General features: G+C 73.2%; 8 protein-coding genes. 2 read left to right on the top strand and 6 right to left on the bottom strand.

What is annotated here, in order from left to right; translation table 11 throughout:
* Positions 1-233 precede the first annotated feature (233 nt).
* Together QCN29_RS36925 and QCN29_RS30030 are read left to right on the top strand one after the other, a co-directional pair.
* Positions 234-830 (top strand): glycosyltransferase family 2 protein, encoded by a 597-nt coding sequence (locus QCN29_RS36925; protein WP_318036751.1) that lies wholly within the window; start codon positions 234-236, stop codon positions 828-830.
* Positions 806-3853, top strand: a complete 3048-nt coding sequence (locus QCN29_RS30030; RefSeq protein ID WP_318036750.1) for a CDP-glycerol glycerophosphotransferase family protein — start codon at positions 806-808, stop codon at positions 3851-3853. Before QCN29_RS36925 ends, QCN29_RS30030 begins: the two co-directional genes overlap by 25 nt.
* 734 nt (positions 3854-4587) lie before the next feature.
* Here the strand turns inward: QCN29_RS30030 and QCN29_RS30025 are convergent.
* The 6 genes from QCN29_RS30025 to QCN29_RS30000 form a co-directional block, all read right to left on the bottom strand.
* Complete coding sequence (locus QCN29_RS30025) at positions 4588-6900, bottom strand: bifunctional glycosyltransferase/CDP-glycerol:glycerophosphate glycerophosphotransferase (RefSeq protein WP_279932118.1); 2313 nt, start codon at positions 6898-6900, stop codon at positions 4588-4590.
* Positions 6901-6950: 50 nt separating this feature from the next.
* The gene (locus QCN29_RS30020) at positions 6951-9257 is read right to left on the bottom strand and encodes a bifunctional glycosyltransferase/CDP-glycerol:glycerophosphate glycerophosphotransferase (RefSeq protein ID WP_279932116.1); all 2307 of its coding nucleotides are present in this window, start codon (positions 9255-9257) and stop codon (positions 6951-6953) included.
* A gap of 225 nt (positions 9258-9482) precedes the next feature.
* Positions 9483-10394 (bottom strand): carbohydrate ABC transporter permease, encoded by a 912-nt coding sequence (locus QCN29_RS30015; RefSeq protein ID WP_279932114.1) that lies wholly within the window; start codon positions 10392-10394, stop codon positions 9483-9485.
* Positions 10391-11695 carry a carbohydrate ABC transporter permease gene (locus QCN29_RS30010; protein ID WP_279932112.1) on the bottom strand — a complete coding sequence of 435 codons (1305 nt, stop codon included), beginning with the start codon at positions 11693-11695 and terminating at the stop codon, positions 10391-10393. Before QCN29_RS30010 ends, QCN29_RS30015 begins: the two co-directional genes overlap by 4 nt.
* Positions 11696-11747: 52 nt before the next feature.
* Complete coding sequence (locus tag QCN29_RS30005; RefSeq protein ID WP_279932110.1) at positions 11748-13115, bottom strand: ABC transporter substrate-binding protein; 1368 nt, start codon at positions 13113-13115, stop codon at positions 11748-11750.
* A gap of 224 nt (positions 13116-13339) precedes the next feature.
* Positions 13340-15710, bottom strand: a 2371-nt coding sequence (locus QCN29_RS30000; RefSeq protein WP_279932109.1) for an FtsK/SpoIIIE domain-containing protein, incomplete at its 5' end; no start/stop codon positions are given.

Genomic DNA, 15710 nt, shown 5'->3' with positions numbered 1-15710 from the left:
GTCGCGCCGGACGGGACCAGGCCCTCTGGCCAGGCGCCGTCCGCCGCCGCCGGCGCCGGCAGCCGACGCAAGGGGTGTCCGGAGCGATCCGGACGCCCCTTCGCCGTTCTCCGCGGCCGCGTCACCCACACGGGCGTTGAGGGGTGACTGCAAGCGCCGGGAGAGGTTGTTCTCCGCGCAACCTGTGAGCAACCCACCGGCCATCCGCCGCTGTTGAATGGACGTGCGCACCAATGACGATTCGGCTCAGTGTCGTCGTACCCGTGTACAACGTGGCGGACTATCTCGACGCATGTCTGCGGTCGTTGGCCGAGCAGACCCTCCAGGACCTGGAAGTCGTCATGGTCGACGACGGCTCCACCGACCAAAGCGCCGACATCGCCCGAGCGTTCGCCGCACGCGACGAGCGCTTCCGGCTGCTGTCACAGCGGAACGCGGGCCTCGGCGCGGCGCGCAACGCGGGCGCGCGCGAAGCCGTCGGCACGCATCTCGCCTTCGTCGACAGCGACGACATGGTCCCCGAGGACGCCTACGCGCGCATGGTGGCCTCGCTCGAAGGGTCCGGCTCGGACTTCGCCACGGGCAATGTGCTCCGGCTGCGGGCGAGCGGAAAGCGTGAGCAGTCGCCCATGTTCCGCGAGCCGATGGCGAAGAGCCGCACCGCCACGCACGTCACCCGCCACTGGCCTNCCGCACCGCCACGCACGTCACCCGCCACTGGCCTCTCCTGTACGACCGGATCGCCTGCAACAAGGTCTTCCGCAGGGACTTCTGGGACCGGCACGGCTTCGCCTTCCCCGAGGGCGTGCTGTTCGAGGACATCCCGGTGATCGTGCCCGCGCACTTCCTCGCCGCCTCCGTCGACGTGCTGCACGACGCCGTCTACCTCTGGCGCGACCGGGACGGCTCCATCACCACCCGCAGGGCGCGCCCCGCGGCGGTGCGCGACCGGGCCCGTTCCGTGGCCTCGGCGAGCGGGTTCCTCGCCGCGCAGGCGAAGTGGCCGGAGGGGAAGCGCCGCTACGACTCCAGCGCCCTGAGCAGCGATCTGAAGCTGTTCATGGACGCGCTGCCGGACGGCGACACGGAGTACCACCGGGCGTTCCTCGACCACGCCGGGGAGTTCGCCCGCGGTGTCGAGCAGTCCGTCCTCGACGGACTGCCGTTCACCCTGCGCGCCGCATGGCATCTCGTCCGCGAACGCCGTATCGAAGAACTCCTCGCGCTCCTCGCCCACCAGAGGCAGAGCCGCGACGCCTTCCACATCCGCGGCCGCCGCGGCCCGCGCCTGCCCGGCGGAAAGACCTACGCCGAGCACCCCGCCGTGACCGGCGGTCTGCCGAAGGACGTCAGCAGGCTGGGCACATCCGACCTGCCCGTACTGTCGGACGTGGTGGAAGCAGAGTGGCGTGACGGACGGCTGCGGCTGCGCGGCTACGCCTACATCCGCAACCTCCCCGCCGAGCAAGGGAGCCGGCCCCGCGTCCTCGGCTGGCTGCGCCGCGGCCGGCGGAGGATCGCACCGCTGCGACTGCGGCCGGCCGAACTGCCCGAGGCGACCGCCGCCTCCCGGCAGAGCCTGCACCGCTACGACCTGGCGGGCTTTGAGACGGTCATCGACCCGGCCCGGCTCAGGCCGCGCGACGGACGCACCGCGACCTGGAACGTGGAGGTCGGCGTCCTCGGCGGAGGGGTGCTGCGTCGCGGGCCGCTGCGCATGCGGGGCAACCCGGCCCCGCCCGCCGTCCACTACCTCGACGACTCCACGCGCATCGTGCCCGAACTGTCCGGGAACAAGCTGCGCCTCAAGGCGGAACGCGTCCCCGCCCTGCTGACCGGCCACGGCCCCGGGGACGGCCGGGCCGCGTCCGTACGCATCACATGGCGGGGCCGGCAGCCGTTCACCGCCCTCCGCATCGAGAACCGGCGCACCAAGGACGCTCACGAGGTGCCGGCCGACGCGGCGGACGAGGCGGGCGCATGGCGCGCCGATGTGCCCCTGGAGCTCTTCACGGCCGAGGGGGGCGAGGGCACGGGTGAAGAGGGCGCCGGCACGGCGGAGACGGCGACGCCGTGGACCGTGCGGCTCGTCCGAGCCGACGGCGGACGGGTTGCGCTGGGCGTACGCGACAGCCTGGCCCCCGGCCGCTACCGCGTCGCCGACGGGCGCGAGCTCGTCCTCACCGCCACCGCCGCCGGCAACCTCGCCCTCAGCAGCCAGTGCCCCCACCCGATCGCCGACGCCTTCGCCTGGACCTTCTCCGGCGGACTCGTCATCGAAGGCAGCCACCCCGCGCCCGCCGCCCGCCGCCCCGCGCCCGAGCTGGTGCTCCGGCACAGCGCCACCCAGGAGGAAGCGGTCTTCGACGTCCGGTTCGAGGAGGAAGGCCGGTTCCGCGCCGAGCTCACCCCCGCCGCGGTCGGCGTCGTCGACGGTACCGCCAGTACCGCTGGTACCGCCGGAGTCTGCGGAGTCGGCGGATTCGGCGGTGAGACGCCGCTGGCCGAGGGCCGCTGGTACCTCTTCTTCCGCGACACCGGCGAGCACGACCCCGAGCGGTGCCGCCCCGTGCGACTCGCCGCCGCCAAGCACGCGGCAGTCCCCGCCGTACAGCGGGTCCGCGGCCGCGACTTCACCTTCACCCGGCGCTTCCACGACCAACTCGTCCTGGAATCGGGGTCCGTGCTGGGCGTGCGCGAGCGCGGCGCGTACGGCGAGCGGCGGCTGCGCGAGCGGTACACGGCGCTCAACCAGGCCCCCGAGCGCCGCGACACCCTGCTCTTCAGCAGCTTCGACGGCCGCCAGTACTCCGACTCGCCGCGCGCCGTGCACGAGGAGCTGCTCCGCCGAGGCAGCCCCTTCGAGCATCTGTGGACGGTACTCGACCAGCAGGTGCAACTGCCCGAAGGCGCCCGGCCCGTGGCGTTCGGCAGCACCGAGTGGCACGAGGCCCTGGCGTGTTCCCGGGCCGTCGTCACCAACACCCAGCTCCCCGAGTGGTACGAGCGAGGCACGGGCCGCCGCACCGTGCAGACGTGGCACGGCACACCGCTCAAGCGCATCGGGCGGGATCTGCTCGACACGGCCCAGGCCAACCGCCCGTACATCGACTCCCTGCCCCGCCGGGCCGCCCAGTGGGATCTGCTGATCTCCCCGAACCGCTTCTCGACCCCCATCCTGCGCCGGGCCTTCGGCTACGAGGGCGAGGTGCTGGAGTCCGGCTATCCGCGCAATGCGCTGCTGCACAGCGAGGACCGGCACAAGATCGCGGCGAGTGTGCGGGAGCGTCTGGGCATCGAACCCGGCCGCACGGTCGTGCTCTACGCGCCCACCTGGCGCGAGGACCGCCCCAAGGGCGCCGGCCGCTACGCACTCGACCTGCGGCTCGACCTCGCCGCGGCGCGGCGCGCGCTGGGCGGCAGCCATGTGCTCCTCGTCCGCCGCCACTACCTGGTCGGCGACCGGCTGCCGCAGACGGGCGGCTTCGTCCGGGACGTCTCCCGCTACCCGGACGTCGCCGAGCTGCTGCTGATCAGCGATGTGCTGGTGACCGACTACTCGTCGCTGATGTTCGACTTCGCCCACACGGGCAGGCCGATGCTGTTCCACACGTACGACCTGGAGCACTACCGGGACACGCTGCGCGGCTTCTACTTCGACTTCGAGGCGAAGGCGCCGGGGCCGTTGGTGCCGGACGGCGGGGAGCTGATCGAGGCGCTGAGGGAGCCGGAGGTGGCCGTTGCGGGGCATGCGCGGGCGTATGAGGCCTTTCGCGAGGCCTTCTGCGATCTGGATGACGGGCGGGCCGCCGCGGTGGTGGCCGACCGGTTGCTCGACCTCACCTTCCCGTGACCGGGGCTCCGCCCCAGGACCCGCGCCTCAATCTCCCCCAGCTACCTCCCCCAGCTACCGCTGGGAGGTGCCCCCATGGAGGTGCCCCCATGGAGGTGCCCTCAGCGGGGCTGGGTTTGCGCCTCAATCGCCGACGGGGCTTGTTTTCGGGGGCTCGGTCCCAGGCCCGGTGCCTCAATCGTCGGCGGGGCTGGGTTTGCGCCTCAATCGCCGGCCGGGCTTGTTCTCGGGGGCTCGGTCCCAGGCCCCGTGCCTCAATCGCCGGCAGGGCTGGAATTTCCAGCCCGCTGGGGCACCTCCCAGAGGTAGCCGGGGGAGACCGAGGACACGGCCGTCAGGCCGTACGGGGGGTCTGGGGGCCTGCCCCCAGTTTCGGGAAGGGCGGGGAGGGGAAAGGACACCGCCCGTGGCCGAAGGCCACGGGGAGAGTGGCCGCGCGGGGCGACGCGACAGGTTAGGCGTCGGCGCGGGCCCTGGTGTTCACCGTGGCGCGTGGGCCCTGGTGCTCAGCGTGGTGCGTGGGCCCTGGGGTTCACTGCGGCGGCGGGCTGACGGAGCCCACGACCCACGGGCCCCGGTGTTCACTGCGGCGCGCGGGCCCCGGTGTTCACTGCGGCGCGCGGGCCCTGGTGCTCAGCGTGGTGCGTGGGCCCTGGGGTTCACTGCGGCGGTGGGATGACGGAGCCCACGACCCGCGGGCCCTGGTGTTCACCGTGGCGCGCGGGCCCCGGTGTTCACCGCGGCGGCGGGACGGAACCCACGACCCGCGGCTCAGCCGGCTCCTCCGCCGCGGCCGTCTGCTGGTGCGGGACGGCGGCGAGCGGCCCCGCGGCTCCCCGCCCCGCCGGAGGCGCCACCGGCAGCACCGTCTCCTCGCCGAGCAGCACATGGCGCACCACTCGCTCCGCGGCCCGCCCGTCGTCGAAGGCGCAGAACCGCTCCCGGAACGCGGCACGCAGCGTGCGGCTCCGCTCCCCGTCCCAGGAGCCGTCCGTGAAGGCCCGTACGACGTCCTCGGTCGTGCGCGTCACCTCGCCCGGGGTGTCGCCGGGCAGGCCCGACAGCAGGTCGAAGGTGACGCCGCGGACCGCGCGGTAGATCTCCCAGTCGGGGGCGTGGATGATGATCGGACGGTCCAGCAGGGCGTAGTCGAACATCAGCGACGAGTAGTCGGTGATCAGCGCGTCGGCCGCCAGGAACAGCTCTTCGACGCGGGGGTGGCCGGAGATGTCGATCAGCCCCGAGCGGCCGTCCAGCCCGAAGCGGCCGTCGAGCTCCGACCCGTCGTGGAAGTAGTGGGCGCGGACCAGGAACACCGTGTCCTCGCCGCGTTCGCCCAGTTCCCGCACCACCCGGTCCAGATCGAGCCGGCAGCTGAAGGTCCGCTCGTAGTCGCGGAAGGTCGGCGCGTAGAGCACCGCTCGCTGTCCCCGGGCGAGGCCGAGCCGCTCCCGCGCCGCCTCGACCTCGTCGGGGCCCGCGTTGACCAGGACGTCATTGCGCGGATAGCCGGATTCCAGATGGCGTACGGCCCCGGGGTAGGCCCGTGACCAGACCTCCGTGGAGTGCGGATTGGACGACAGGCTGAGATCCCACCGGTCGACGCGGTGCAGCAGGCCGCGGAAGTTCATGCCCTGCGCCGCGGCCGGGTACTCCTGCTGGCCCATGCCCATGACCTTCAGCGGAGTGCCGTGGTGGGTCATCACATGGATCTGGCCGCGCCGCTTGACCAGGTGGTTGTGGAAGTTGACGTTGCTGATGAAGTATGTGCCGCGGGCGAGCACCGACCAGTAGCGGAGGGTGCCGGGCACCACATGGTCCACGCCCGGCGGCAGCCCGGCGGCCGCGGCCTTGGCGGAGACGATCCACACCCCGCGGATGTGCGGGGCCAGTTCGGCCGCCTTGCGGTGGACCGCCGCCGGATTGCAGCTCACACCGCGGTTCCAGTACGCGGTGTAGACGGCCAGCCGTTGGTCGAGCGGACGCAGCCGCTGCAACCGGTAGTACAGCGGCGTCAGCCGCCGTACGGCACGGGCGCGGGCCGCGGCCGTGAGCGTCAGCAGCCCGCGGCGGGCCGCGAACGCCGCGTCGAGTCCCGCGAGCAGCGCCCCCCGGCCGCCGCACAGCAGTCGCAGCCGCAGCGTCGCGAAGCCGCGCCGCTCCTGGTGCCCGTTCGGCCGGTGCACCCGGCAGAACGCGGCGACCGCCCGCCCGTAGCGGCGTCTCCGGGTCGCCCTCGGATACGCCTCCAGCAGCTCCCGGGCCGCCACGTCGAACAGCGCGCCGTGCACCTTCGCGAAGCGCGGTGTGTCGCGCAGCGCCGTGAACAGCTCTTCGAACTGTTCGATGAGGTCGGCAGGCGACGTCTCGGCCTCCTCCGGTTCGGCGAGCGCCGGGAGATGGCGCTGTACGCGGTGTTCCACGCACGGCGTCGGCAGCACGGCGACCGACTCCGCGGTGACCAGGGTGGCGAGGGCGTACATCCGGTCGCCCTCCGGTCCGGACGCGAAGCCGATCCGCTGTGCGCGATGGACGTCGCGGCGCACGGCACGGTTCCAGCACACCGCCGCGACGCCCAGCAGTTCGGGGTGTTCGGCGAGGGTGCACACCTGTGAGGCGCCCGTCTCATGCAGCAGCTGGAGCGAGCGCGTGGGCTGCGGAACGCCGCGGAACGGGGTGCGCAGATGCCCAAAGAGCAGGACGTCCGGATCCTTGGCCGACTCCAGCCGCTCGGCGATGCGCTCCAGTGCGCCGGGCAGCAGCACATGGGCGCCTTCGAGGAAGAGGAGATAGTCGCCTGTGGCCCGCTCCGCTCCTGCGGTGCGCCGGGTCTCTGCGCCCGCGGGCTCCGGCAGATGCACCGCCCGCAGGCGCGGGTCGCCGTCGGCGATCTCGTCGAGCAGCCGGTCCGAGCCGTCCGGGGACCCGTCGGCCACTCCGATGACCTCGATGTCCCGGAAGGACTGCGAGAGCACGGATCGGAGGCATTCCCGCAGGGTTCCGCGCACACGGCGGACGGGGACGATGATGCTGAGGCGGGGCGGCATGCGCGGGCTCTTTCTCAAGGGTCGGGCGGACTGAGGGGACGCTGTGGGGCTCACGGCCCGGGGACGGTGGACACGACGGTCGAGGCGTCGCGCTCTGCGCCCTGTGCCTGGTGGGGCAGCACCCGCGGCCGGTGCGCCGGGGACGGGGCCGGCCGGCGCTCGGCGAGGGGGACGACGGCCGGCAGCCCCGCCGTCTCGTTCAGGAAGACGCGGCGCACCACGCGCTCCGCGGCGAGCCCGTCGTCGTACGGGCAGAACCGCTCCCGGAAGGAGGCGCGCAGCTGCGCCGAGCGTGAGCCCTGCCAGTGCCCGCTGGTGAAGATGTCGATCAGCTCGTCCTCGTCGCGGGCGACCGCTCCCGGCGGTGTGGCCCGTACGTCGAAGTACAGCCCGCGGGCCGCCTCGTACGCCTCCCAGTCGCCGGTGTGCAGCACGATGGGCCGGTCCAGGTTGGCGTAGTCGAACATCAGGGACGAGTAGTCGGTGAGCAGCGTGTCGGAGGCGAGGCACAGCTCCTCGACGCTGGGGTGGTCCGATACGTCGAGGATGCGCGGCGGCTTCCCGGTGGCGGCCGGGGCCGGCAGCCCGTCGCCGAGGCGGTGCGAGCGGGTGAGCAGTGTGAAACGGGGGCCGAGCGCGGTCGCGAGCCGTTCCAGGTCCAGCGGGGAGCGCTGGGTGCGGCGGTAGTCGCGGTGGGCAGGCGCGTACAGCACGGCCACGGTGCCCTCCGGCAGGCCCAGGGACGCGCGCGCCGCGGCCACGTCGTCGGCGTCGGCGCGCTGGAACACGTCGTTGCGCGGAGCGCCGTACTCCAGGACGGTGGCGGCGGCCGGGTAGACCCGCTCCCACACCAGCGTGGAGTGTCGGTTCGCGGAGAGCGAGTAGTCCCATGTGTCGGCGTCGGCGAGGAGCTGCTCGAAATCCGTGCGACCGCCCGCCGCCGGGCGCTCCTGGAGGTCGAGTCCCATGGACTTCAACGGGGTGCCGCGGTGGGTCTGGAGGATGATCTGCCCGCGCCGTTTGACCGGCCGCAGGTCGAGGCCGGTGTCGCTGACCAGGCCGGTGTTGCCGACCAGGTAGGTGGCGCGGGCCAGGGCGGTGAGGCAGGCGAAGCCGCCGGGCCGCAGCCGGCGGGCGGCCGTGGGGACGGTGTGCGCGTGCTCCGGGTCGCAGACCCAGGCGGTGCGCAGCTTCGGGACGAGTTCCCGGGCTTTCGCCTCGATCGCGGCGGGGTGGCAGGTGTAGCCGCGGCTTCCGTACGCGGAGAAGACGGCGTGCCCCGGCCGCAGCGGCAGCCGGAGCTGGATGCGGTAGTGCAGCCGCAGCGCGGCGGCGCGCAGCGCCTGTACGCCCGTGGCCGCGGCCCTGCGCGTCCGGGCGCGCAGCCGGTTCAGGCTCCGCAGGGTGGTGAAGGTGCGGCGCAGTCCGAGTCCGAGGAGGGCGTGGCGCAGCCGGTCGCGGCCCGCGGGGGCCGCGCCGGGACAGCGGTGGCGGCGGCAGTGGGCGCGGGCCCGGCGGAAGAACTCGGGGCGGCTGCCGTGTGGCAGCCGCCCCCGGGAGGCGGCGATCGCCGCGAAGTGGTCCAGCATCCGGCGGAAGAGGACGGGCCGCCACCGGGCGAGTGCGGGCCGGTCGGCGAGGAAGGCGAAGACCCGGTCGTACTGGTCGAAGACGTCGAAGTGCCTGCGGTCGGCGGTGGCCAGGATGTTGCCGCCCTGGCGGCGCTGCCGGTAGTGGACGCAGACCTGGTCGAGTGTGGCGAGGGAGTCGGCGGTCAGCAGCGCCGGATAGGTCCAGGGGGTGTCCTCGTAGTAGCCGGGTGGGAAGGTCAGGCCCTCGCGTTCGATGAACTCCCGCTTGTACGCCTTGTTCCACACGACCATCAGCAGTTTCAGCAGTTCCGGGCGGTCGGTGAGCCGGAAGGGGGCCGGGCCCTGTTCGGTGAGGAGGGCGGCGAGCTTGTTGCGCACCGTCCGGCCCGTCCAGTAGGTGCGGGCGTAGTCAAAGACCAGCACCTCGGGTGCACCGGTCGCCTCGATCCGGTCGGCGATGGCGCGCAGTGCGCCGGGGACCAGGGTGTCGTCGCCGTCGAGAAAGATGACGTAGTCGCCGCGGGCCTGCTTGAGTCCGGCGTTGCGGGCCGGGCCGAGGCCCGCGTTTCGCGGCAGATGCACGGGGCGCACCCGGGGGTCGCGGGCCGCGAACTCGTCGATGATCGCTCCGCAGGCGTCGGGGGAGCAGTCGTCGACGGCGATCAGTTCGAGGCCGTCGTAGCTCTGGCTCAGCACCGACTCCAGGCATGCGTGCAGATAGGCCTGGACCTTGAACGCGGGGACGATGACGCTGAACCGGGGCACGGCACATATCCAGTCGTTTGGCGCGGGCAGTTGGCCCGAGAACGTCTGATGGGATGACCTGGTTACGCCGTCTGCTGCAGACGGGGGACGTACAGCGGGCGACGGCCCGGTGAACAGGCCTCAAGACCGTCGCCCGCGTCAACTCGTCGTCGGTGCGACGGATTTACGCACGCGGTTGACGCTTCACGGCTCCGGTGCACCGCTCCGGTGCGGGCCGTGCGCCGCTCATTTGACCGCTCCCGCCATGACGCCGGAGACGAACTGGCGCTGGAAGGCGAAGAACACGGCCAGCGGAATGACCATGGAGAGAAACGCTCCCGGGGCGAGGACGTCGATGTTGTTGCCGAACTGCCGCACCTGGCGCTGCAGGGCGACCGTGATGGGCGCGCTCTCGGAGTCCGCGAAGATCAGCGCGACGAGCATGTCGTTCCACACCCACAGGAACTGGAAGATCCCCAGCGAGGCGATCGCGGGTGCGCCCAGTGGCAGCACGACCCGGGCGAACAGCCGTATCTCGCCCGCTCCGTCGAGGCGTGCGGCCTCCAGCAGCTCCCGCGGGATCTCCGCGAAGAAGTTGCGCAGCAGGAAGATCGCGAAGGGGAGGCCGAAGGCGACATGGAACAGGACCACTCCGAGCGTGGTCTCGAAGATCCCGACGACGCCGAACAGCTTGGAAACCGGCACGAGGGCGACCTGCACGGGGACCACCAGGAGGCCGACGACGACCAGGAACCACCAGTCGCGGCCGGGGAAGTCCATCCAGGCGAAGGCATATCCGGCGAGAGCGCCGATCACCACCACCAGCACCGTGGCCGGGACGGTGATCACGACGGTGGAGAGCAGGGAGTCGGTGATCGCCTCGTTCTCCAGCAGCCGCCGGTAGTTCTCCGTGGTGAGCTGCGCGGGCCGGGTGAAGACCTGCCACCAGCCGCTGCCGGCGATGTCGCTCGAGCCGCGCAGCGAGGAGACCAGCAGTCCGAAGGCGGGCATCAGCCAGAACAGGCCGACGAGCACGAGGAAGGCGCGGACGGCCCCGCCGCCGGCGCGGGCCGCGACGCGCGCGGCCGGGGACTGCCGCGCCTTGGGGTGCTGTGCCGTCCGCACCCGCGTCGTCACGGTGTCGGGCTGCGCGGTCATCGGCGGCTCTCCCTTCGCAGCCTGCGGATGTTGACGAGCATCACCGGGACGACGAGCAGGAGCAGCAGGACGGCGATGGCGCTGCCGAGGCCGAGGTCCGCGTCCGTGCCGAACGAGGAGCGGTACAGCTGCAGCGCCAGCACATTGGCGTCGTCCTGTGCGGAGCCGGGCGCGATGATGAAGACCAGGTCGAAGATCTTCATCACATTGATCATCAGCGTGACCAGCACCACGACCAGGACGGGCGCGAGCAGTGGGACGGTGACCTTGCGGAACACCTGCCACTCGTTCGCTCCGTCGACGCGCGCCGCCTCCAGCAGCTCACGCGGCACGCTCGCCAGACCAGCCGCGATCAGCACCATCGCGAAGCCCGCCCACATCCACACATAGCTGCCGATGATCGCCGGGGTGACGAGCGTCGGGCCGAGCCAGTTGACGCCGTTGTACGGCTCGCGGAAGTTCTCGCCGGGCAGCCGAAGCGTCGCGCCGTCGGCGGAGGCGGGCAGGGTGAACACCCCGTCCGGCCCGGCCCGAGCGGAGGCGACGACCTCGCCGTCCTTGACGGCCTCCACCTTGATGCCTTTCAGGCCCAGCTCCGCCGGGTCGACGGCATTGGGGGCCCCGCCGCCGCCCCGGGTGAAGTCCAGCCAGGCGGTGCCGGTCACCGTGCCGTCGGCGGCGGGCTCCGCCTCACGCGCGGGCCGGGCGTCCGACGGCATCCTCGCCGGGGACACCCCGATCAGCGGCAGCCGGACCGAAACGCCCGCGGACACCGGCTCCTTGGTGACAAAGGCCCCGTCCTCGCCCGCCTCGAGCGGATGGACGGGCAGCGGACGGGCCTTGGGGAAGCCGGCCGACTCGGAGAAGGTGTCATGGACGCCCACCCATACCGCGTTGGCGACCCCGCGGTCCGGGTCCTGCTCGTAGACGAGCCGGAAGATGATGCCGGCGGCCAGCATCGAGATCGCCATCGGCATGAAGACGATCAGCTTGAACGCCGTGCCCCAGCGGACGCGTTCGGTCAGCACGGCGAAGATCAGACCGAGCGCAGTGGCGACGGTCGGGGCCAGCACCACCCAGATGGCCGTGTTCTTCACCGCGGTGAAGGTCGTGTCGTCGGAGAAGATCGCCGCGTAGTTGTCGAGCCCGGCGAACGAGTCCCCGGTCCGGTCGAGGAACGAGCGATACAGCGAGTACCCGATCGGGTAGACCACGAGCGCGCCCAGCAGCACCAGCGCGGGCAGCAGGAACGCCGCCGCGACCGCCCGGTGCCTGCGGGCCGTGCTCCTGCGCTTGTCCACGGGGGGCGCCGGTGCGCCGGCCGGGCCCCCGGAGGCGGTCGGTGCCACCGCGTCAGCTCTTGAACGCCTTGGCGGCCTCCGACTCCAGCTTCTGCTGGGCGCCCGCCACGTCGTCCGGGTTCTTCAGGAAGTCCTGGAGGATCTTCCACTCGCCCTTGCCGGGCGTGCCGCCGAACGACTGCGGCATCTGGTCCGACATGTCAAAGCGGACGTCGTCTCCCGCGTCGATCAGCGCCTCGGCGATGCCCCGCTGGACGTCGTTCGGGTACGCGGCCGGATCAAGCGCCTTGTTGGGGGAGAGGAAACCGCCCGCGCCCGCCGAGATCGCGGCCGCGTCCGGGGAGGCCAGGAAGGTCAGCAGCGCCTGGGCGCCCTTGCTGTCCGTCAGCGCCACCGCCGCGTCGCCGCCCGTCACCACCGGCGGCTCGGACCCGACCGCGGGGAACGGGAACACCTTGGCGTCCGTGCCGATCTTCGCCTCGGTCTGGGCGATGTTGACGGTCACGAAGTCGCCTTCGAAGACCATCGCGCCCTTGGGCTGGTCGCCGCCGGTGAAGGTCTGGGTGACGGACGCCGGGAACTCCGTCTGGAGCGCGCCGTCCGCGCCGCCCGCGATCAGCTCGGGCCTGCCGAACAGTTCGCCCAGCGTGGTCAGCGCGTCCTTCACGGAGGCATCGGTCCACTTGATCTCGTGCCTGGCCAGCTGGTCGTACTTCTCGGGGCCCGCCTGGGAGAGATACACGTTCTCGAACCAGTCGGTGAGCGTCCAGCCGTCCGCGCCGGCCACCGAGACGGGGGTGACGCCCGACGCGGAGATCGTCTCGGCCGTGGTGAGGAAGTCCTTCCAGGTGCTCGGCGGGGTCACGCCCGCGTTCTCGAAGGCCGTGTTGTTGTACCAGACCAGGGACTTGTTGGCGGCCTTGTAGTACACGCCGTACTGGGCGCCGTCCACCGCGCCGAGATCCCGCCAGACCTGGGCGTAGTTCTTCTCCAGCTGCGCCATGGCCTCCGGGCCGACCGGCTTGGCCCACTTGCGCTGCACGGCCTGCCGGATCGCCCCGACCTGCGGGAGCATGGCCACATCCGGGGGACTGCCGCCCGCGATCTTCGTACCGAGGAAGTTGACGATCGGGTCCTGAGCCGGGACGAAGGTCACCTCGGCTCCGGTGCGCTTCTCGAACTCGTCAAGGACCTTGGTGAAGTTCTGCTGCTCCGGGCCGCTCCAGACCGCGGCGACCTGGACCGTCTCACCGTCCAGCTTGGGGAGTTGGACGGTCGCCGCGGCGGAGGTCTGGTTGTCGCCGGGCGATACGCCGTCCTTGTCGCCGTCGCCGTCGCCGTCCCCGCAGCCGGTGAGGGTGAGCGCGCCTATGGCGCAGAGCACCACGGCGGCCTTGCTCGTACAAAGAGTTGTGCGCATCTCTGCCCCGTCTCCTTCGTGCGCGTGCATCCCATGCGCCGTTTCGCGGGTCGAGCGTGCTGGTGACCGAAACCGGCGCGTCCCGTGACCGACAGGTGTACGCCCGGCCCGTCGCACGCCGCAATACCGCGCCGGCAGTCAGCCCGCCTTCTGTGATGCCCTTGTGACGCTCTGCCTCCGGCTGCACGGTGATCCGCCGCTCTCGGCGGCGACTGGACCCCGGCTCAAGGGGAGTTGACCGGGGCGAGAGGCGCCGCGGGAACGGCTGCCACGGAGCGTGCGGCACGCTCCAGGGCGCTGGCGAGCAGCGCCAGGTCCGTCGGCCCGTTGCCCAGTTCGCGCACGGGGCGGCGGGTGGGCGGATCGCCCATCCGCTCCCACTCGAGGGGGACGACCGTGGGGCGCAGGGTGGCCGTACGGGGGATGCGGCCGGTCACCCTGCCGCCCTGGAACGGGGTCACCCGGCCGTCCGGATGCCCCAGCCTGCCCCGGCCGGGCGAGGGGTCGTCGGGCCCCGCGCCGGTCGGCGAGGGAGGCTGGTCCAGCACGACGCGCAGCCGCGCCCCGCGCGCCAGGTCGGTGTCCGCCGTGCGGTCCGGGCGGGCCGAGGCCGCGACCAGATGCACTCCCAGCCGCTCGCCGTCCCGTGCCACGGCCTCCAGCGCCCGTACGACGGACCCGGCGGCGGGGCGTCCCGCACTGCCCAGGGAGGGGGCGACCAGTGCGTCGAAGTCGTCGACGAGGACGACGAGCCGGGGGAGGCGCGCGGTGTGCGGGGCGTCGGACGCCTCCGGCTGGGGTGCGTCCGGGGGCGGGGCCGCCTCGCCGGGGCGTCCGGCCGGGGCTGCCGGTGATGCGGACGGGGCTGCATCGGACAGGGCTGCATCGGACGGCGATGTGGACACGGACGCGGGTGTGAAGGCGGACGGGGATTCGGGCGGCGCATCTGCCTGGCGCGGGACCGTGGGCCGGGCCGCCGGGGGCTCCGCTGCCCGGCGTTGGCCCGCACGACGCTCCGCTGCCCCGGGCCGGGCGCTCGTGCCGTACTCCCGGCCGGTGCTGTCCTCCCGGCCTTGCTCGGCCCGGGCGTTGAGGGTGTGCCAGTCGGTGAACGCGACGCCGTCCAGAAGCTCGGCCCGGCGCTTCAGCTCCGCCCCCAGGGCCTGGGCGAAGGCCCGCATGCGCAGCGGGTCGGAGGCGGACAAGTGGTCCGTGACGTGGGGGAGTTCGGCGCAGGCGGACAGGCCCGCCCGCGGCGCTACGCCATCGGCGCCCCCACCCCCGCCCCCGCCCGCGCCGTCGACGAGCAGCAGCGCGAGCCGGTCGGGGCGGTCCCCGGCCGCGAGCGAGGCGGTCAGGGAGCGCAGCAGCTCGGTGCGGCCGCTGCCCGCGGGACCCTCGATCAGCAGATGCGGGCCCTCCGCGGTCAGGTCCACGGCGAGCGGGCCGTGCGGGCCCGCGCCGAGGACGGCCGTCGCATCTCCCGCGGGATGCGCCGCGGCGGCCCAGCGTGCCAGCAGCGAAGCGGGTGTGGCGCGGGCCAGCCCCAACTCGTCCAGCAGTCGCGCGGTCCGGGGCAACGGTGCGGCATGCCCCGGTCGGACCGCAGCACCCTCCGTCCGCAGCGGGGCCAGCGCCCGGGCGAACCTCTCCGCCCAGGCCGCCGAGACCGCGTCCACCGTGCCCACCGTGCCGTGCCCGGCGGGCTGTCCGCCGGCCGTGCGCATCACCCGAAGCGCCGTGGCGACGTCTCCGCTGAGCAGTCCGACGGCTCCGCACTCGCGGAACGGCTGGGACAGCGCGCACGCGCTCTCATACGTCACCGCCACCGGAGAGGCGGGCGACGCGGCCGCCGTCTCGGCCAGAGCGATCAGATGGATGCCGGCGGCCGCCCCGGCCGCGGCCAGCCGGGCCGCGGTCTCGCGCAGCACGGCCGTGCCGGGGTCGCCGTCGACGACGACCACCGTGCGCGGGCCCGTGTACCGGGCGGCCGCTTCGGCGACGGCCTGCCGCTCGGCGTTCGCCCAGCCCGGACCCAGCGGCCCGTCGTCCAGACGGCGCGTCAGCTCCGCGCCGCGCGCCGCCGCCTGCTCGCCGTCGTAGGCGAGCAGCAGGCGGCAGTCCTGGCCGTGCCCCGGACGCAGCTGCGGCAGCCAGCCGAGCCACGCCCACTCCGCCTTGCGCTCCGCAAGGCTCCTCGCCCGGTCCGCACTGATCAGCACGATCTCCAGGTCCGTCGGCGGGTGCAGCGCCGCGAGCTGGGCAAGCACCCATCGGGTGAGCCCCGACAGCCGGGCCCGCGGGCCCGCGAGGCCCAGCGAACCCGCCTCGCGCAGGCTCACCGTCACCGGCACCGAAGGCAACTCGGCGCGGTCGGCGGTGCCGAGCCTGAGCACCATGGCCTCCGGGTGGTCCGCGTCCCGCTCCCACAGGCGCGGACCGGGCCCGAGGGCGGCGAGAAGCACCGCGGCCGGGTCGGGCCAGCGCTCCACGGCGGGTGCGGGCGGCGACGCGGCGGGCGGCTCGGCCTGGTGCGGCCGCGCCCGGGACGGCTCGTCCCGGGCGCCGGTCAGCCGGCGCGCCCACGCGCCTATC

The organism is Streptomyces chengmaiensis (assembly GCF_029846775.1).
In the GTDB taxonomy this organism is placed as follows: Bacteria; Actinomycetota; Actinomycetes; order Streptomycetales; family Streptomycetaceae; genus Streptomyces; species Streptomyces chengmaiensis.
The sequence above is the reverse complement of the archived record's forward strand: the minus strand, read 5'-3'. Positions and strand labels throughout refer to the sequence as shown.

Coding starts and splice junctions, on each gene's coding strand:
- QCN29_RS30025 (WP_279932118.1), bottom strand. CDS start 6,900: ATGCCGCCCCGCCTCAGCATCATCGTCCCCGTCCGCCGTGTGCGCGGA.
- QCN29_RS30005 (WP_279932110.1), bottom strand. CDS start 13,115: ATGCGCACAACTCTTTGTACGAGCAAGGCCGCCGTGGTGCTCTGCGCC.
- QCN29_RS30015 (WP_279932114.1), bottom strand. CDS start 10,394: ATGACCGCGCAGCCCGACACCGTGACGACGCGGGTGCGGACGGCACAG.